Annotated in this window: 19 protein-coding genes and 1 pseudogene; 6 read left to right on the top strand and 14 right to left on the bottom strand. The window is 63.9% G+C overall.

Annotation, left to right across the window (positions count from 1 at the left end; genetic code table 11):
- Positions 1 to 141 precede the first annotated feature (141 nt).
- From BXY53_RS02940 to BXY53_RS02975, 8 genes are all read right to left on the bottom strand, one after another.
- The gene (locus tag BXY53_RS02940) at positions 142 to 1,764 is read right to left on the bottom strand and encodes a TRAP transporter large permease (protein ID WP_119060430.1); all 1,623 of its coding nucleotides are present in this window, start codon (positions 1,762 to 1,764) and stop codon (positions 142 to 144) included.
- 22 nt (positions 1,765 to 1,786) lie between these two features.
- Positions 1,787 to 2,353, bottom strand: coding sequence for a TRAP transporter small permease subunit (locus tag BXY53_RS02945; RefSeq protein WP_119060431.1), 567 nt, complete (start codon positions 2,351 to 2,353; stop codon positions 1,787 to 1,789).
- A gap of 115 nt (positions 2,354 to 2,468) precedes the next feature.
- Positions 2,469 to 3,557, bottom strand: a complete 1,089-nt coding sequence (locus tag BXY53_RS02950) for a TRAP transporter substrate-binding protein (RefSeq protein ID WP_119060432.1) — start codon at positions 3,555 to 3,557, stop codon at positions 2,469 to 2,471.
- 62 nt (positions 3,558 to 3,619) lie between these two features.
- Positions 3,620 to 4,318 carry a haloacid dehalogenase type II gene (locus BXY53_RS02955; RefSeq protein WP_119060433.1) on the bottom strand — a complete coding sequence of 233 codons (699 nt, stop codon included), beginning with the start codon at positions 4,316 to 4,318 and terminating at the stop codon, positions 3,620 to 3,622.
- Positions 4,319 to 4,391: 73 nt separating this feature from the next.
- The gene (locus BXY53_RS02960) at positions 4,392 to 5,423 is read right to left on the bottom strand and encodes a nickel/cobalt transporter (RefSeq protein WP_119060434.1); all 1,032 of its coding nucleotides are present in this window, start codon (positions 5,421 to 5,423) and stop codon (positions 4,392 to 4,394) included.
- A gap of 72 nt (positions 5,424 to 5,495) precedes the next feature.
- On the bottom strand, positions 5,496 to 6,194 hold the full coding sequence (locus BXY53_RS02965) for an EF-hand domain-containing protein (RefSeq protein ID WP_210209128.1): 699 nt from the start codon (positions 6,192 to 6,194) through the stop codon (positions 5,496 to 5,498).
- 121 nt (positions 6,195 to 6,315) lie between these two features.
- A complete protein-coding gene (locus BXY53_RS02970; protein WP_245410336.1) occupies positions 6,316 to 6,978 on the bottom strand; it encodes a DUF1007 family protein in 663 nt (220 codons plus the stop codon).
- 62 nt (positions 6,979 to 7,040) lie between these two features.
- Entirely contained in the window at positions 7,041 to 7,661 is a 621-nt protein-coding gene (locus BXY53_RS02975) for a DedA family protein (RefSeq protein WP_170144317.1), read from the bottom strand.
- A 412-nt stretch (positions 7,662 to 8,073) separates the two neighbouring features.
- Here BXY53_RS02975 and BXY53_RS14400 point away from each other — a divergent pair.
- Both BXY53_RS14400 and BXY53_RS14210 read left to right on the top strand, forming a co-directional pair.
- A pseudogene (locus BXY53_RS14400) lies at positions 8,074 to 8,532 on the top strand (hypothetical protein); the annotation flags it as partial.
- Positions 8,533 to 8,605: 73 nt separating this feature from the next.
- Entirely contained in the window at positions 8,606 to 8,920 is a 315-nt protein-coding gene (locus BXY53_RS14210) for an adenylyl-sulfate kinase (protein WP_210209129.1), read from the top strand.
- Positions 8,921 to 8,932: 12 nt separating this feature from the next.
- On the opposite strand, the gene ctrA is transcribed toward BXY53_RS14210, so the two are convergent.
- Entirely contained in the window at positions 8,933 to 9,628 is a 696-nt protein-coding gene (gene ctrA, locus BXY53_RS02985) for a response regulator transcription factor CtrA (protein WP_119060436.1), read from the bottom strand.
- 650 nt (positions 9,629 to 10,278) lie between these two features.
- Between ctrA and BXY53_RS02990 the strand changes: the two genes are divergently transcribed.
- The 3 genes from BXY53_RS02990 (at position 10,279) to BXY53_RS03000 (ending at position 12,154) form a co-directional block, all read left to right on the top strand.
- Complete coding sequence (locus BXY53_RS02990) at positions 10,279 to 10,671, top strand: flagellar export protein FliJ (RefSeq protein WP_119060437.1); 393 nt, start codon at positions 10,279 to 10,281, stop codon at positions 10,669 to 10,671.
- Positions 10,672 to 10,893: 222 nt separating this feature from the next.
- On the top strand, positions 10,894 to 11,424 hold the full coding sequence (locus BXY53_RS02995) for a hypothetical protein (RefSeq protein WP_147361480.1): 531 nt from the start codon (positions 10,894 to 10,896) through the stop codon (positions 11,422 to 11,424).
- A gap of 163 nt (positions 11,425 to 11,587) precedes the next feature.
- Positions 11,588 to 12,154 (top strand): hypothetical protein, encoded by a 567-nt coding sequence (locus tag BXY53_RS03000; protein WP_147361481.1) that lies wholly within the window; start codon positions 11,588 to 11,590, stop codon positions 12,152 to 12,154.
- Between the two features lie 6 nt (positions 12,155 to 12,160).
- On the opposite strand, the gene BXY53_RS03005 is transcribed toward BXY53_RS03000, so the two are convergent.
- The 4 genes from BXY53_RS03005 to tesB all read right to left on the bottom strand — a co-directional run bounded on the left by BXY53_RS03005 (position 12,161) and on the right by tesB (position 16,160).
- The gene (locus BXY53_RS03005) at positions 12,161 to 13,054 is read right to left on the bottom strand and encodes an AAA-type ATPase lid domain-containing protein (RefSeq protein ID WP_119060440.1); all 894 of its coding nucleotides are present in this window, start codon (positions 13,052 to 13,054) and stop codon (positions 12,161 to 12,163) included.
- A 286-nt stretch (positions 13,055 to 13,340) separates the two neighbouring features.
- Positions 13,341 to 14,672, bottom strand: a complete 1,332-nt coding sequence (locus tag BXY53_RS03010; RefSeq protein WP_119061732.1) for an ammonium transporter — start codon at positions 14,670 to 14,672, stop codon at positions 13,341 to 13,343.
- Positions 14,673 to 14,697: 25 nt separating this feature from the next.
- The gene (locus tag BXY53_RS03015) at positions 14,698 to 15,036 is read right to left on the bottom strand and encodes a P-II family nitrogen regulator (protein ID WP_119060441.1); all 339 of its coding nucleotides are present in this window, start codon (positions 15,034 to 15,036) and stop codon (positions 14,698 to 14,700) included.
- A gap of 248 nt (positions 15,037 to 15,284) precedes the next feature.
- Positions 15,285 to 16,160, bottom strand: a complete 876-nt coding sequence (gene tesB, locus BXY53_RS03020) for an acyl-CoA thioesterase II (protein ID WP_119060442.1) — start codon at positions 16,158 to 16,160, stop codon at positions 15,285 to 15,287.
- A 92-nt stretch (positions 16,161 to 16,252) separates the two neighbouring features.
- On the opposite strand from tesB, the gene BXY53_RS03025 reads away from it, so the two are divergent.
- Entirely contained in the window at positions 16,253 to 17,485 is a 1,233-nt protein-coding gene (locus BXY53_RS03025; protein WP_119060443.1) for an FAD-dependent monooxygenase, read from the top strand.
- A 26-nt stretch (positions 17,486 to 17,511) separates the two neighbouring features.
- On the opposite strand, the gene BXY53_RS13955 is transcribed toward BXY53_RS03025, so the two are convergent.
- Positions 17,512 to 17,907, bottom strand: coding sequence for a hypothetical protein (locus BXY53_RS13955; protein ID WP_147361482.1), 396 nt, complete (start codon positions 17,905 to 17,907; stop codon positions 17,512 to 17,514).
- Between the last annotated feature and the right edge of the window lie 229 nt (positions 17,908 to 18,136).

An 18,136-nucleotide genomic window follows, 5' to 3' on the forward strand; every position in this document is an offset into this window, starting at 1 on the left:
GATTAGCGAGGATACATATCAGAAATGATGATGCGGCGCCCGTTGCGTCAATGAACGGTTGCCACTCGCAACGCCTGGCGGAAAACACTGTTTTACGCAGCGGGCGTTTCGTGAAACAGCCCGCCACAGGCTGTTTTCAGCCTACTGACCGTACAGCGCAACCGGGAGCCACGTGGCAATCTCGGGCGTGTACCACAGCACGATCAGGGCGAGGAGCTGGATGATCACAAAGGGGATGATGCCCTTGTAGATCTCGATCGTGCGTACCTCCGGCGGGGCCACGCCGCGCAGGTAGAACAGCGCGAAGCCGAAGGGTGGTGTCAGGAACGAGGTCTGCAGGTTGATCGCCATCATTACGCCGAGCCAGACCGGGTTGATCGGCTCGCCCGGAGCGATCTCCATCTGCAGCAGGATCGGCGCGACGATGGGCACGACGATGAAGATGATCTCCAGGAAGTCGAGGAAGAAGCCCATGACAAACATCGTCAGCATGACCAGAAGCACCGCACCAACCGCGCCGCCAGGCAGGCTGGACAGAAACTCCTCGATCCACTCGTCGCCGCCGAAGCCGCGAAACACCAGTGAAAACATGCCTGCGCCGACGAGGATGATGAAAACCATCGACGAGATCGTCATGGTCGAACGCATGACCAGTAGCAGCACGCGCTCCCCGTTTTCGTCGCGGGTCTGGTAGGCACGCCACGCGGCCAGCGCAACGCCGGCGAACAGCACTGCCGTGAGCAGCATGGCGACGATGATCGCGATCATCTCCTGCTGCGGGATCACGTCGCGCTGCAGCCGCAAATCGAACGACGCGCTCATCACTAGCAGGATGACGAGGCTCACCCCGCCCGCGATGAGCAGGCCGGAGCGCGACGGCAGCAGCTTGTAGCCAGCCAGCATCATTGCCCCGACCGCGCCGACCCCTGCCGCCTCCGTGGGCGAGGCCAGTCCGCCAAGGATGGAGCCCAGGACGGCGACAATCAGGATGATCGGCGCGAACAGCACACCCGCCAGATGCACGAGTTGTTCGCGCGGGGTACGCCCGCTGTCCGCCATCTGCACGGCCGGCGCGAGTTCGGGGCGGAGCCAGGTCAGCACGAGCTGATAGAGCATGTACATGCCCACCAGCAGGAGGCCGGGCAGCAGCGCGCCGGCGAACAGGTCATTAACGGACACCGTGTCCGGGGCGAAGATGCCCATGTCGAACTGCGCCTGCTGATAGGCCGAGGAAAGCTGATCGCCCAGCAGCACCAGCACGATCGAGGGCGGGATGACCTGTCCCAGCGTGCCGGAGGCTGCGATGGTGCCGCAGGAGAAGGACCGGCTGTAGCCGCGGCGCAGCATGGTCGGTAGCGAGATCAGGCCCATCGTCACGACGGTTGCGCCGACGATGCCCGTGGAGGCCGCCAGGAGCGCGCCGACCACGCACACGGAGAAAGCCAGCCCGCCTGGCAGCGAGCCGAACATACGGCCCATGTTGTCCAGAAGTTCCTCGGCGACCTTCGATCGCTCCAGCATTACGCCCATGAAGACGAACAGCGGCACCGCGACCAGCACCTCGCTGCTCATGGTCTGGAAGATGCGCTGCGGAAAGGCGCTCAGGAACCCAAGATCGAAGACGCCCAGCGCATAACCTATGAAGGCGAAGGCGGCGGAGGTGCCCGCAAGGACGAATGCGACCGGGAAACCGGTCAGCAGCAGCCCCACCGTGGTGAGGAACATGATGAGACAGAGGACTTCAGGGTCGAGCAGGAAGCTCATGTCGCCGGGGCCTCCTACGCTATCATGACTGTTCTGCCGCGCCTGGCTGGTCCCAGCTCATCGGGCCGGGGGAATAGCGCGGCCATCGTCCCATGAGAAACAGGAACGCCTTGATGCCCGTGGACAGCGCCTGCAGCCCGACAAACGCGGCGAAGACCCAGATCACCGTCTTGTACAGGAAGATCAGCGGGAGACCCGCCAGTTCGGTCGAGCCTTCGAGCACCCGCCACGCATTGATGACATAGCCCCAGGACAGCCAGATGGTGAGGATGCAAAGCGGGATGATGAACACGACCGATCCGAGCAGATCGACCCAAGCCTTATATCGCTGGCTGGCCTCGCGGTAGAACACGTCGACCCGCACATGGCCGTCATAGAGCAGTGTGTAGCCCGCGCCGATCATGAACAGCAGGCCGTGCAAATACCAGATCGACTCCGACAGCGCCGTGTTCGAGAAGGCGAAGACGTAGCGCAGGATCACGACGCCGAACTGGATCAGCACCATGAGGAATGCCGCCCAGGCGATAACGTTGCCGACCCGGGTGTTCAGCGCGTCGATGGCGTTGGCGATACGGTAAAGCGTCTGCATCTGGGGCGCGCCTTGTCGCACGGCTGGGACGGAGCCCGTCCGTCCGTTTCTGCCTAGAGTTCAGACCCACGGACGAGCGGCACGTTGTAAACGTACCGCCCGCGTGTCGTCGCGCTTAGCCTTCGGCCAGCGCACGCTTCTGCATGTAGGACTGGTCAGACAGCTTCGACCACTCCAGGGCGATCTTCCGGAAGGCGGAATAGCTGTCATAGACCTTCTTGGTGATCGCATCGGCGTTCGCCGCGTCAGCCAGTACGTCTTTCGCGGCCTTGCTGGCCTGGACGAAGACCTCGTCGGGCATCTCGTGCAGGTTGACGCCGTGCTCGTTGACGAGCGTGTTCAGCGCCTGGGCGTTCTTGGCGTTGAACTCGGCGAGGTCGATGTTGTTTTCCGCCACGGCGCACGCCTGCAGTGCCGCCTTGTCCGCGTCCGACATGCTTTCGTAAAGCTGGCGGTTCACGCCAAGGCCGAGCGCCGCGCCCGGTTCGTGGAAGCCCGGATAGTAGTAGTTCTTCACCACCTTGTAGAAGCCGAAGGCCAGATCGTTATAGGGGCCGACCCATTCGGTCGCGTCGATCGTGCCGGACTGCAGGGCTGGCAGGATTTCCGCTCCGGCCAGGGTCACCGGCGAGCCGCCCAGGGCGCGGATCACGTCGCCACCAAGGCCCGGAATGCGCATCTTCAGGCCCTTGAAGTCCTCGGCCGAGGTGATCTCCTTGTTGAACCAACCTGCCATCTGCGAGCCGGTGTTGCCGCAAAGGAACGGCTTGACGTTGAAGTCGGCGGAAAGCTCGTCCCAGAGTTCCTGACCGCCGCCGTGATGGATCCAGGCATCCATCTCGTCCGGACGGAAACCGAACGGCACGGCCGCGAAGAACGAGAAGGCCGGGGTCTTGCCCTGGTAGTAGTATTCGGCGGAGTGGTACATATCCGCCGTGCCCTCCTGGACGGCGTCCAGACCCTTGAGCGCCGGCACAAGTTCGCCGCCGCCATAGATGCGAATCTTGTAGCGGCCTTCCGTGGCGGCCTCGAAGCGCCGGGCAAAGCGTTCGGGCGCGGTGCCAAGACCGGGGAAACCCTTCGGCCAAGCCATCACGAGCTTGAGTTCCTTGACGCCCTGGGCGATAGCGGGCGCGGCAACCGCGGAGGCGGCGGTCGCGCCGGCGGCGACGCCGGTAGTCTTCAGAAACGAACGACGATCCATCAAAGCTCTCCTAAGTTCCTCCACACACAGTTCGGCCGCGTGGGCCTTTTGCAGGCTGGCCTTTACGCGGCCGGGGCCAGAAGGTCCTGGAAGTCGGACAGAGAGTTAATGACAGCTAAGGGCTTGGCAGGCAAGTGCTCGGGGGGCTGGGAGAACCGGTTCAGGTGGCAGACGGCCAGGCCAAAGTGGGCGGCTCCAGCGACGTCCCAGCCGTTGGCCGATACGAAACCGATCTGCTCGCGTGGCAGGTCGAAGGCGTCGACGGCGAGCTGATAGGTTCGCGGATCGGGTTTGTAGATGCCCACCGTATCGACGGAAATGACATGGTCGAGCAGGTCTGGAAAACCAGCGTGTGCCACCGCCTGCTGCAGCATATCTGGCGCCCCATTGGACAGGATCGCCGTGGCGATGCCGCGCTCGCGCAGCGCGGAAAGAGCGGACGCGGCGTCGTCATAGGTGTCGAGGTCGCGGTAGAGCGCCAAGAGCTTGTCGCGTAGCTCGGGAGTGGCGATACCGTGCGCCTCCAGCGCGTAGTCCAGCGCATCGCACGTGACCTGCCAGAAGTTCGCGTAGTCGCGCATCAGGCTGCGCAGCCAGGTGTATTGAAGCTGCTTTTGGCGCCAAAGTTCCGAGACGAGCGCGGCGTTAGGCCCGATCTCGCCAGCGAGCCGGGCCATTGGCGCGTGCACGTCGAACAGTGTGCCGTACGCGTCAAAGGCGACGGCCCTGAGGCCGGAGAGAGATGGGGCGGGGTCGCTCATGCCGGGTCTGCTGCGCTGTTGATGCTGGCGGCATCATGCACGGTGCGCGCCGCGAGACGCAAGGCGCGAAGGCTTAGAACGGGCGGGCCGGACCAAGGGAGGCGGCAAACAGCACCACCCCCAGCATCATGACCACAAAGCCCCCGCCCAACGCCGCGACGGTCTGCACGCGCTCGGCCCACAAAGAGCCAGTCCCTCCGGCGCGCGCGGCCAGTTCCCGCGAGCCCACGGCAGCCGCCGCGAGCACGGAAACGGTGATCGCCGTGCCGAGCGACATGGCGAAGGTGGACAGAATGCCGGCCCAGAACAGGCCCTGTGTCAGCGCGAAGACCAAGACGACGATCGCCCCGGTGCAGGGCCGAACGCCGACCGCCAGCATGATCGCCGCTGCGCTGCGCCAGGACCATGTGCCTTGCAGCGTGCTTGGGTCGGGCATGTGGGCGTGGCCGCAGCATTCGTCGTCATGCGCGTGGTCGTGCCGGTCGGCGTGCGTGCGCCGCCGCAAGATGCGCCGTACCGCGGCGACGAGCATCACCGCGCCGACGACTGCAACCAGCGCATAGCTGAGCGTCTCCAACTCACCCACCCGCTCACGGATGCTGAGCCCTGCTGCGTTCAGGAGGATCGCCATCACGCCGACGAGGACGATGGCCGACAGCGCCTGCACGAACGACGAGCCGAAGGCCAGGATGATCCCGCGCCGCGCCGTGCGCTCGTTCGCAAGCGCGTAGGACGATATCACGGCCTTCCCGTGGCCTGGTCCGATCGCGTGAACCACGCCGTAGAAGAAACTGAGCAGGACGAGAGCCAAACCGGCGGAAAATGCGCGCTCCTCCTTCAGTGTACGCACGCCGCCGGCAAGTTCGCGATAGAGCTGTTGCTGTGTCTGCTGGATCCAGTTCCAGAAACGACCGAAAGGGCCGGGTTCGCTCCCCGGCGCGGGCGCGGCGCTCGGCGGCGTGCGCGTGCCGAACGGATTCTGCGCGCCGTCGGCCTGCGCGACAACGGTGGTGTCAAGAGACGCTGCCGTTTCGGAGGTGAACGCGCCAACAAGCAGTGTGATCAGCGCCAGGGCTGTCAGTGCCCATTTCGTCCACCCAGTCATGAAAGCACCCCCGTCTGCCTTCACCTGCGGATTGTCAGGCGGCGGGCGGATGGCCCACCCGCCGCGCGCGCTTTACTCGGTCCGCTCCTGTTGGCCCGGCCCATAGCCACGGCCCATGCCCCGACCCATGCCTTGGTGCATACCGCGCCGCATCATGCCGCGACCTCTCATGCCGCGACCATCATTGCGGCCCATGAACCGGTTCATGCGCTCGAACGGCGCCTGCAATTCCGACAGGGTCACCGTGGCATCGCCGTCATCATCGAAGAACTGAAAACGGTCCACCATCATCGGCCGCGTGTGTGCCGCATGCATTTCGGCGAATTCCTGCAGCGACAGATTGCCGTCGCCATCCGCGTCAAATTTTTGCACCTGCTGTTTCCAGAAGTTTGCGGCCTCTTCTTCCGAGACGCGGCCATCCTCATCGGCGTCGGCCATCTCCTTGAAACGCATGCGCGCGCCGGGCCCCATGCCGTGCATCATGCCCCAGCCGCGGCCCATCATGCCGGGCCACATTCCCTGGCCCATCATGCCGCGGCCCATCATTCCAGGGGTCATTCCGTGATGCATCATCATGCCACGTCCCATCATGCCGGGCCCCATGCCATAGCCCATTCCCCGGCCATAACTAGACTCCTCACCGTTCTCGTCCTGAGCGACGGCGAGGCCGCCAAGACCCGCCAGTCCGATGGTCGCAACGGCAAGTGCGGCGATTAAGCTTTTCCCGTACATTCTTGTCCTCCATTTTCGAGGTTTTTTCAGGCGCCCCACATCCAACCCCCTCGGGATGCACGCAAGACACTGGTGTCAAAACGATGGGAGGCAGTTGGCCGTTCCTTAACTTTTCTCGGTGGCGCCGCCGCACGGCTCCGCTACCACTTGCATTTCGCGGCTATGATGCCGGCTTGCAACGCAGCGCGACGTCCTGGGCGAATTGCGCGCCCCAGTCTTGCGCCGGGTCAAGCGAATCGAAGAACGCTTCGCCAAGAGTCTGCGTTGTGGTCGATGCTGCCGGAGCCTCGCCGATCTCGGTGGTGCAGCCCGCTGGGACGTTGCCCGCGAGTGTGACCGGTTGCTCGTCCGCGAGGCTGAAGGACACGAAAAAGGTCGGGTCGTACACAGAGAAGCTGAACTGGCCGGCCTTTTCCGGCGGCACCGGCTCGGCCAGCGGCAGTGTGAAGTGCAGCGTCAGCAGTGTGCCGTCATAGACGAGGTCGTAGTCGACCGGATCGTTCCGCAACAGCTTCTGCTCGCCCAGTTCGGCAAAGGTGAAGTAGTCGAAATCGCCCAGGCTCTCGATGTTCGTGCGGGCCAGAGGTTCAAGCTCCGCCGCGCTGTATTCGCCGTCGCCGTTTGCATCCATGCCTTGCAGAGCGAAGGCGGTATAATACTCATCGAAGACCCATTTGTGCCGGAAGCCAGTGATCGCGCCGGCGTCGTTGAACACCACCTTGGTCTCGACTGTCACCCAGACATGCGGATGGGCCTGCCCCGGCACAGGCGCCAGCAGCACGGCCATGGCCGCGAATGAAGCCAGATATCGCCAGATCGTCATCTCTCGCACTCCTCGCTGAATCCGATAACTGGCCTGACATTTTGTCGAGATTGGGTCCGGGCTTACGACGCCTTGGCGCCTCTCCGGCTGCGCCAGTAAACCCACGCGGCGACCAGCAGGGCGAGCAGGAACGGCACCGCCAAGATGACGAGGGCGTGCTCGTTGACGAAAGCCTGCAACCCGCTGATCCGCTGACCGAGCACATAGGCACCGCCGCCCCAGACCAGCGCCCACAGCCCGCTGCCCAGCAGATTGGCGATCAGAAAAGCGGGCCAGGACATGTCCGCTGCGCCGGCCGCGACACCTTTCATTTGGCGCAGGAACGGGAAGAACTGGGCGAAGAACACCAGCTTCATGCCGTTGCCACGCAGGCGTCTCTGCGTTTCCTCGATCCTGGCGGGAGTGATCCGCAGACGGTGGCCGTATCGCTTGAGCGCGGGCAAGCCGCCATAGCGCCCGATGACATAGGCGATGATGCCGCCCGCCGCGCCGCCGAGCCAGCCCGCGAGAATGACGTGCCAGACCCAGAAGGACTGCGACGTCGACAGCAACGCCGCGACGACCAGAAGCGTTTCCGCCGGTGTCGGCCCGCCGATCTTTTCCAGGAGCACGCTGGCGAACACCGTGAACGCGCCATACTGATACAGGAACGGCTCGATCGAGCTCAGATCGGCGGAGATCAACGCCAGTTATCCTTCATACACGCCGGGCGGTGCGCGCGCCGCTCGGCCGGCCTCTTTCGCTTGTGAAATTAGGATGTGACGCGGCGCAGAAAACCCATACGCGCAGGGAATTGCAATCCCGTTGTTCAGCGCGCCTGCTTTTTGGTCATTTTGCGCCCCTCCGCGTTGTACGCAAGAAAAGCTGCCGCTACCGCAACCTCCAAAGGCCATGGTTGGGGCATACAGCCCTCAAACACTTTCTCCTGGGCACGGCCTGCTGGTGCGGCTTTGGAAAGCCTCCATTCCAGTCCTTGATAGACCAGGTTTATCGACGCGGCTCTGGCTCACATCAAGTCTTGTCGTGGCCACAATTCCGGTTAGGTTTTGCGCGAAAAATTAAATTGCAGTGTTTATTGCAGCGACGGGCGGGGTGATGGCGTATCAAGAAGGATCGGGGCAAGACAAGGCGGCAGCGCCATTTTCGGGAGAGCGTGAGCACGCGGAGCTTTTTGCGGAGCGGCAGCGAATTGAAGGCCTCAAGCGCGAGGCCGGGGAGCTGCCGAGCTGGGATCTGACGGCGCGCCAGATCTGCGATCTCGAACTGCTGATGAATGGCGGCTTTGCGCCGCTGGACGGCTTCCTGCGCGAGGCTGATTATCACAGCGTCTGTGACACCATGCGGCTGGAGAGCGGCGCGCTCTGGCCGATGCCGGTGACGCTCGATGTGAGCGCCGAGTTCGCCGATCGCGCCCGCGCCGCCGGGCGGATCGCGTTGCGGGACGCCGAGGGCGTGCTTCTCGCGCTGATGGATGTCGAGTCGGTCTGGCGCCCCGACAAGACGCGCGAGGCGCAGGCGGTGTTTGGCACCACCGATGTCGCTCATCCCGGCGTGCGCTACCTGTTCGACACAGCGGGCGAGGTTTATCTCGGCGGGCGGGTGATCGGCATCCAGCCGCCGGTGCATTATGACTTCCACCATCTGCGCGCCGATCGCGCCTTATGCATCCACCCGGCGCAAGGTGCGCGACCTGATCGAGCCGCTCGGCGGGTTCCTGGAGGTGCATGTGGCAACGCCGCTGGAGGAATGCGAGAAGCGCGATCGCAAGGGGCTCTACAAGCTGGCGCGCCAAGGCAAGATCACCGGTTTTACCGGCATTGATGATCCATATGAGGCGCCGGAAGCGCCCGAGGCCGTGATCGATACGCTGGAGCTGTCGCCAGATGAGGCGGCGCATATGCTTTTACTGAAACTGGAGGCAATGGGGCTGATCCGGAATTAGCAATGCCGTGCCTCAGGCGACCGCGCTCTCGTCACCCGGGTCACGGAGCACGTAGCCGCGGCCCCACACCGTCTCGATGTAGTGCTTGCCGCCCGTCGCCGCCGCGAGCTTCTTGCGCAGTTTGCAGGTGAACACGTCGATGATCTTCACCTCCGGCTCGTCGATGCCGCCATAAAGGTGGTTCAGGAACATCTCCTTGGTCAGCGTCGTACCCTTGCGCAGGCTGAGCAGCTCCAGCATCTGGTATTCCTTGCCGGTCAGCGGGACGCGTTTGCCATTCACCTCGACCGTCTTGGTTTCCAGGTTGACCGTCAGTTCGCCGGTCTTGATCACGGACTCGGCGTGACCCTTCGAGCGACGGACCACAGCGTTAATGCGTGCAATTAGCTCGTCTTTGTGAAACGGCTTGGTCATATAGTCGTCGGCGCCGAACCCGAGGCCCTTCACCTTGTCCTCAATGCCGTCCATGCCGGAAAGGATAAGAATCGGGGTCTTGTTCTTGCTGTTGCGCAGTTTCCGAAGGACGTCGTAGCCACTCATATCCGGAAGGCCGAGGTCCAGCAAAATGATATCGTAGTCATAAATCTTGACGAAATCGAGCCCTTCCTCGCCGGTTTCTACCGTGTCCGAGCTCAATCCTTCGGAGATCAGCATTAGCTCGATCGTTTGCGCCAGAGCCTTGTCGTCTTCGATCAGCAGAACTCGCATCCCAATTCCTCTTTGCCGCGATGCCCGCGCCGGTTGTATTAGCGGTGCGTTGCCATTTTGTCACGATCGGTTAAGCTCTCCGCAGTAACCATAAGAGCCCGAAGTTAACAAAACCTCACTTTGCCGGGGCAAATTGCTGCGCCAGCACAAATCGCAAACCCTTGATACAAATGACCCTGAAGCACGTCGTCGGGCGCGCTGCAGGCCGCTGTCACATGCTTCGCCTCAGCCCTCTCCGGCCGGCCCGTTGCTAACGCGCAACCTATGTCAAAGCGACGCCCGCCGCCGTCGCCGCACCATCCCAGGTTGTATAGCCCCGCGCATCAGACGAGCGGGCAGGCGCGCGCACGCCACCTGTCTGCCGACATGGCGACGGCGTCTCGACGCAAACATGATGTTGAGAACGAAACACTTCGGTGTGAATAACCGCGCTTCACCCTTGTCATTAGCCGATTCGTCCGATCAGCCCTAGGTTGCATCGCGCTGCCACCAGATTTGATGGCGAAACTGTGTCATCTGAGTCACGGGGGTTGATTTACCGGCGATTAATTCGCCGCGCCTACGCTCTTTGCGAAAGACCTGCGGCCCGTGCGGATGCCGCAACTGGACTGACACCTCACCGCGTATCGCTAGTCAGGACGAGGATCAAAATGCCGTCACGTCAGCGCAATTTCCGCTCGCGCCGGTTCGAACTGGAAGAGCGCCAACAAAAGGTGGCCGACATCGAGGCCATGATCGAGGATTTCACGCGCGTAGCCGACGAACTGGAGCGGCAGCTTCGCTACGAGGAGCAGCGCTCAGGCATCACCGACCCAAACCATTTCGCCTATCCGATCTATGCCAAGGCCGCCCGGCAGCGGCGCGACAACCTGCTCGAGTCGATCCGGGATCTGAATGCAAAGCTGGAGGAAGAGCGCGCCGGGCTGGAACAGGCGCGGACGGAGCTGCAGACGGCCGAGATGTTCGCCACGCGCGACGCCCTGCGCTCACGCCGTAGTAGCGACGATCGCTTCTCTGGCAATATGGCTTTGGAACGCGACTGAGCCGCGAGCGCGCTCGATTCGCATCAGCCGGTGTAAAACTGCACCCGTGAACGCGCGCCGCGTTGACAGCGTGGCGGCCCTGACCCATTGCTTCAGGTACGCTGAAAGAGATGGGGCAAAGGTACGGTGCCGTCGCACGAGCAGACATCACGCATCGGGAAGCGGTTGGCGGCTGTCGCGCTGAGCGCGGCCATTCTCGCGGGTTGCGCCCAGACCAGTTCGATGTTGGACGTCACAACCGGCTCATTGTCCGGCACCCAGGTTACGAAGGATGGTGCCAGGACTGGCACGCCGCCGCTACCCGCCCGCCGCAAGCCGAGGACAGAGCGCTCGGACGAGGACGGCGGCCTCCTCGCCGCGCTACCCGACATGGACCTATCCGCCCAAGCGGTCGCGCCCCGGTCGATCGTCGCCGACGACACCCCGATCAACGTTTATGTCCGCCTTGCGCGGCAAATCCGTCGTTGCTGGCTCGGTCCTGAGGATCCCCGTCTGCCCGGCCATGGCTTCCGCGCCGAGGCGAAGCCGGGGCAAACCGGGGAAGCCGAAATTGACCTCTACAAGGAAGTGCCGGGCCGCAAATACGGCCCCTACGCCTTCGAAGTGAAGATTTCTCCGCAGGGCAGCGGGTCACTGGTGCGCAGCACCAATCGGCGTCTGGAGGACGAGCTGGCCAATACGCTGCGCGCCGACGTCGCCCGCTGGGTGCGCGGGGGAACGAGCTGTTCTGCCGCTGGCCGCAGCAACGCGTAGCGCCAGAGCCACACCTCCAGGCGGTCATAACCTCTGCGGTTCAGCAGGGTGCTTCGGCCCACATTTCGGACATCATCTGACGTAGTGTCGCTCGCGCAGGGGGAGAGTTCCGTTTCAGGTATGGGGGGTATGGCGTTTGCGTGGGTTGAACGTCAGTTTCGTCTTGTTTGCCGCGCTGCTCACCCAGGGCTGCGCGACGAATTCCGAAAGAATGCCGGTTCACCAAGCCTCGGAGGCGCAGCGGTTGGTTTTTGGCGCGCCGCAGGCTGTGCGGACACAGTTCGCCAGCCAGATTGGCACCTGCTGGTTCGCCGGAGCCGGGCCGCTGAAGGGTGACTACACCTTCACGATGCCGGCTGCCGAGGCGGGCGGACCGTTTCTGATCAGCATTTTCCGGCTGCAGCCTGAGCGCGAGGAAGTGTTCCAGGTGCAGTTCTACGCGCATAACGACAACACCGTCGTGGCGACGCGCAATCTGGACCTGCCCGAGGAGCTAGCCGAGGATCTGGAAACCAGCGTCGAATTGTGGCTGTTGGAGCCCTCGCAGTGCCGCCTCTCCGAGGACGCCGTGGCCGGCGAAACGCCGTGGGACCCGCGCTTGCAGCAGGCGGACGCCGACGAGGATGAATTGCAGCTGCCGCCGCTGGAGGACGAAGAGGTGGCGCAGGCCGAGGACGAAGACGTCGATATGCACCAGGCTGAGCTACGTGCGCGCGGAGCGATCGAATAACCGCGCTTAGGCCGCGCGCGAGAAGGCGGGGACTTCCGCGCCTTCCTCGTGGTACTGCCGGATCTTGTTGCGCAGCGTGCGTACCGATATTCCGAGGATTTCCGCCGCTTGCGTCCGGTTGCCGCCGCAATGGCGCAATGTCTGCAAGATCAACTCGCGCTCGACATCGGCGACCGTGCGGCCAACCAGTGCCGCGGACAGCGGATCACCCTCGCCGGCCGGTGCCGCAAGCAGGTTCACATCCTCCGCTCGGATTGCCTCACCCTCCGCGAACAGCACGGCCCGCTGCATCACGTTTTCAAGCTCGCGTACATTGCCCGGCCACGCGTAGCCCGCCAACTTGTCGCGGGCGTCGGCTGCGAGTGGGCGTGGCGATATGCCGTGTGCCTGCGCGAACCGCTTCGCGAAATGCGCGGCGAGCACGGGGATGTCCTCTGGCCGCTCTGCGAGCGGCGGCACCTGAAGCGTGACGACGGCCAGGCGATAGTAAACATCGGCGCGGAAAGTCCCTGCCTCCACGGCGTCGGACAGGCTGCGCGCGCTTGCGGCGATGATCCATGCGCGGCTCTTGCGGCGCAGCGCCATCGCCAGCTCTGCCTGAGCCGGAGCGCTTAGCTCTGCGACATCGTGAAGGAGGAGCGTTCCCCCGGTTTCCGCGTGAGCCGCCAGCGCCTGCGCGGGATCCTCGCCGGCCGCGCAATACACCGAGGTCAGTTCTCCCGCCCCCTCGGCACAGCCGTGAATGAAGCGCGCGAGAGCGGCCTTGCCGGTGCCCGGCGCGCCCTCGATGAGGATGTTCGCCGAGCCGCGCGCCGCCTTTTTCGCCTGCACGACAAGCTCGGCCATCGCCGCATTTCGGTAAATGAACGTGCGCCACTGCATCTTGGTACCGCCCCGCATACCTGCTCGAGACCGCACTGATTGGTCGCGCTGACAGGATCTGCGCGCCACAACCCCATGCGAATCGCTGTTGTGATGATGCAAGGATGTGCCGTGAGGCTAAACAGAGGCTTAACCGTCTGATGGGGCACGCCCACAAAAAAGCCCGGGACACGAAGTCCCGGGCAGTCAGGAGCGTGGGCAGGGTGAGCATGTCGGCAGGATCGGGAGAAGCGTGCCTTGCCTGCCCACAGGGACGAACCGGCGTGCGCCAGGCGGTTTCCCGGCGCACCCCCGGCGCGAATGCTTACATCCGCTGGCTGCCCGTGCCGAACTCGGGGTAGGCTTCGAGCCCCAGCTCGGTCGCGTCGAGCCCGTTGTATTCGGCTTCCTCGCTTGGGCGCAGGCCGACCGAGAACTTCAGGATCAGCCAGACAATCGAACTTACGACCACGACGAACGCGCCGATGGACAGAACGCCAACGGCCTGAGCGTAGAAGGTTGCGTCACCGTTGGTGATCGGGACCGCCATCGTGCCCCAGATGCCCGCGACCAGGTGGACCGGGATCGCGCCAACCACGTCGTCAATCTTCAGTTTGTCGAGCAGCGGCACGAAGAACACCACGATCACGCCGCCGATCGCCCCGATCAGGATCGCCATCACCGGAGACGGCGTCAGCGGCTCCGCCGTGATTGACACGAGGCCGGCCAGCGCGCCGTTCAGCGCCATGGTCAGGTCGACCTTGCCATACATGATCTGCGTGAGGATCAGCGCGGCAACGGCACCGGCCGCGGCGGCCAGGTTCGTGTTCACGAAGATCTTCGACACGGCAGAGGCATCGGCGATCGTGCCCATGGCGAGCTGCGAGCCGCCGTTGAAGCCGAACCAGCCCAGCCACAGGATGAACGTGCCCAGCGTGGCCAGCGGCAGATTGGAACCCGGCATCGGATGGATCTGGCCATTGGGGCCGTACTTGCCCTTACGCGCGCCGATGATGATTGCGCCCATCAGCGCGGCCCAGCCGCCGACCGAGTGCACCAGCGTGGAGCCGGCGAAGTCGGAGAAGCCGATTTCCGCCAGCCAGCCGCCGCCCCACTGCCAGGCACCCTGGATCGGATAGATGAAGCCAGTCAGGATGACGACGAAGATGATGAACGGCCAGATCTTGATGCGCTCGGCCACCGTGCCCGAAACGATAGAGGCAGCGGTCGCGCAGAACACCATCTGGAAGAACCAGTCCGAAGCGGCGGCATATCCGGCGTCGGCTGTCTCCGCGGAGGGCTCCGGGATCAGTTTCGGCGAGAAGGAGCCGAGATAACCGCCATCGACATTGAGGTACATCAGGTTGTAGCCGACGACCCAGAACATCAGGCCCGCGACGGAATACAGCGCGATGTTCTTGGTGCACTGCATGGTGACATTCTTGCTGCGCACCAGGCCGGCCTCGAGCATGGCGAAGCCCGCGGCCATCCACATGACGAGGAAGCCGCCGATCAGGAACAGCAGCGTGTTGAGAATGAACTGGCCGTCAGCCCCAACGGCGGTCGACGCCGCTTCGGCTTCCTGTGCCAGGGCCGGGCTCGCAACCAGCAATGCGCCAAGCGCCGATGCGCCGCCCAGCGTGAGCAATTTCTTCATGTCATTCATCGTTGCACCTCAACTCTTAAAGGGCTTCCGAGCCGGTTTCGCCCGTCCGAATGCGGACGGACTGGTCGATCGGCATGACGAAAATCTTGCCGTCGCCGATCTGGCCGGTCTTGGACGCTGACTGGATCGCGTCGACGACCTTGTCCGCTGTATCGTCGTCGACCGCGACCTCGATCTTGATTTTCGGGAGGAAGGTCACCTCGTATTCGGCGCCACGGTAGATTTCGGTGTGCCCCATCTGGCGCCCGTATCCCTTGACTTCCGTGGCGGTCAAACCTTCCACGCCCAGCGAGGTGAGCGCCTGACGCACCTCGTCGAGCTTGAAAGGCTTGATGACAGCCGTCACCAGTTTCATGCGTGATCTCCTTCGATCGCTCTCTTTGTTGCCGCTCTTGTCGTGGCAAGGGGCCGCCCCTCAAGCGCATTTGCCGCGCTTGCCCCGACGGCACATCACGAGGGATTCAAAAGGCGTGCCAAAACTTCTGCCGTGCTGCACAAAGCGGTGTCGGAGACGATTGCGCGCGGATGAGGCAGGGAATCTGCCTAGAAAATAGGCAGAACAGGCTGTTTGCTTAAAAGGGAGGCAGAAAGTTGAAGAGAAGATTAACGGCGGGCGGGGTCGCGCTCGCGGATGAGGCCTTCCTGGGCAACCGAGGCGATCAGCGTCCCGTCGCGCCGGAAGATCGAGCCACGGCAGAAACCGCGGGCGCCGGAGGCCGAAGGGCTGTCCATCACGTAGAGCAGCCATTCATCGGCGCGAAACGGCCGGTGAAACCACAGCGAATGATCGAGGCTCGCCATCATCATGCGCGGGTCGAACAGGTTGCGCCCATGCGGTGCCAGTGACGTGTCGAGGAGGAAGAAGTCCGAGGCATAGGCAAGCACGCATTTGTGCAGGCCGATGTCGTCCGGCAGGCTGAGGTTGGAGCGCACCCAGATGCTGCGCTTGGCCTCGCGCGGTTCGGCGGAGATGTATTTGCGCACATCGACCGGGCGCATCTCCACCGGGCGTTCGCGCCGCCAATAGCGCTGGATCGGCTCGGGCAGCTTCGGCAGCAGTTCCTCAACCAGCTCGGCTTCGGAGGGGAGCGTCTCGGGCGCAGGGACGTCGGGCGCCTCGATCTGATGGGAAAAGCCCGGCTCTTCGCGGTGGAAGGACACGCCCATCGAGAAGATCGCCTGCCCGTGCTGCAGTGCCGTGACCTGCCGCGTGGTGAAGCTCTTGCCGTCGCGGATGCGGTCCACTTCGTAGATGATCGGCGTGTGCGGATCGCCGGGCAGCAGGAAATAGCCGTGCAGTGAATGCGCCGCGCGGTCGTCGCCCTCCACCGTGCGCGTGGCCGCCACCAGCGCCTGGCCGATGACCTGACCGCCGAACACGCGCTGCCAGCCGTCCTTTGGGCTGCGGCCACGAAACAGGTTGAGTTCCAACGTTTCCAGATCGAAGATGTCGAACAGCGTTCCGGGGTTCTCAACCATCAGGATACCTTGTGGTCGGCGGGCATGCGTCCATGTGAGGTCCGGACTTCTCATCTGTCAAGTCGCATGCGCGGGGCGCGAAGGGGAATAACATGGCGCATGATTATGACATCGTCATAGGCGGCGGCGGGTTCATCGGCCTGACCTTGGCGCGCGCGCTCAGCGTGGCCGCGCCGGGGCTGTTCCGCGTCGCCGTGGTCGATCCCGCGCCGCCCGAGCGGCTGCACGCGCCCAATAACGATGGCCGGGCGATGACGATCTCCGCTGCCTCGCGCCGGATGCTCGAGACGCTGGGCGTCTGGGCGGACGTCGCCGAGGACGCGCAGCCAGTGAATCGCATCGAGATCACCGACACGCCGCTGGATTCACCCGTGCGCCTGCCGGTCCTGCAGTTCGACACGGTGGATACCGCCGACGGCCCGGCCGCCCATGTCGTCGAGAACGCGGTTCTGATGCGTGCGCTGGCCACGGCCGTCGAGGACAGCGGCGCAACGCTCATCGCGCCTGAGAGCATTGAGGGCATCGAGACGCGCGGATCGGGCGTCGCCGTGCGGCTGGGCAGCGGCCGGGAGAGCACGGCACGGCTCGTCGTCGCCGCGGATGGCCGGCGATCGCGGCTGCGCCGCATGGCGGGGATCAAGGCGATCACCTGGGATTATCCGCAAGTCGGCATCGTCACCACCGTGGAACATGAACATCCGCATTGGGGGCGCGCCGTGCAGCATTTCCTCCCGGCCGGCCCGTTTGCCATGCTGCCGATGACGGGGCGGCGCTGCTCGCTGGTCTGGACGGAAGCCCCGAAGGATGCCGAGAGGATGCTCGCGCTGGATGAGGGCCGTTTGAACGCCGAGATCACGCGTCGTTTTGGCGGTGAATTGGGCGAGGTGCGGGTCATCTCGCCGCTGCAGACCTTCCCGCTTTCGCTCAGCATGGCGCGGGATTTCGTGAAGCCCGGCGTGGCGCTAATCGGGGATGCGGCACATGGCCTGCACTGGCTTGCGGGCCAGGGGTTGAATCACGGCCTGCGCGACGTCGCGGCGCTGACGGAAGTGCTGGTTGAGGCCCGTCGGATCGGGGAGGATATCGGCCAAGTGAACGTGCTGCGCCGTTACGAGCGTTGGCGCCGTTTCGACTCGAGCATGTCAGCGGCCGGGATGGATGCGCTGAACAGGCTGTTTGCCAACGACAACCGGACCCTGCGGATGGTGCGTACGCTTGGGCTGGGCATGGTCGACCGGCTCGCCCCGCTCAAACGCCTGTTTGTGGCCGAGGCGGCCGGCACCACGGGCGAACTGCCCCGTCTGATGCGTGGCGAGCGCATCTGAGGCGGGCCTGGGCCCGCCCCCGTTTATCAGCGGCAGCCGTGGTAGCGCATGCAGCCGTAGTAGTTGGAGTTACCGTACCCCCAGTTGCGCACGCAGCGCCGATGCCAGTGGCGACAGCTACGTCCACGGTAGCGACGGTACCGACGATAGTGCCTGTAGCGAGGCCCGATATACAGCCGGAAGCCGGGACGATGGTATCGGCGGTAGCGTCGATAATGCCGGTAGCGGCGATAGCGCGGTCCGATGTAAAGGCGGAAGTTAACATCCGCATTCACGATATTCGACTGCTGCACGCCGGCGATTTGCTGACCAAGCGCAAGCGCCGGCGAAGACATGGCCGATGCGGCCCTGGCATCCGTCGACCCGGGCCCGGCGAAGCCAATCATCACGCCCAGGGCCACTATGAGTGAAATCCGCGTCATGAGTTTCCGTCCTTCCCAAAAGACGCTTTCACCTACCTGCGGCGCATGCGCGCTGCAGGTGCTCGCATCAACCATACCGCGCCCGGCTGGGGACGCTGTTTTTCCTTCCTCTTCGGAGAGATTAACACGAAGTCAGGATATTAGACAGGCAGGACTGAGCAGGCGCACGGAATTCCCGACAGCTCGCGCATGAAGCGCGAAGACCGGGCGGAGATTGGTCCGCCCGGTG

This window comes from Dichotomicrobium thermohalophilum (assembly GCF_003550175.1).
Classification (GTDB): domain Bacteria; phylum Pseudomonadota; class Alphaproteobacteria; order Rhizobiales; family Rhodomicrobiaceae; genus Dichotomicrobium; species Dichotomicrobium thermohalophilum.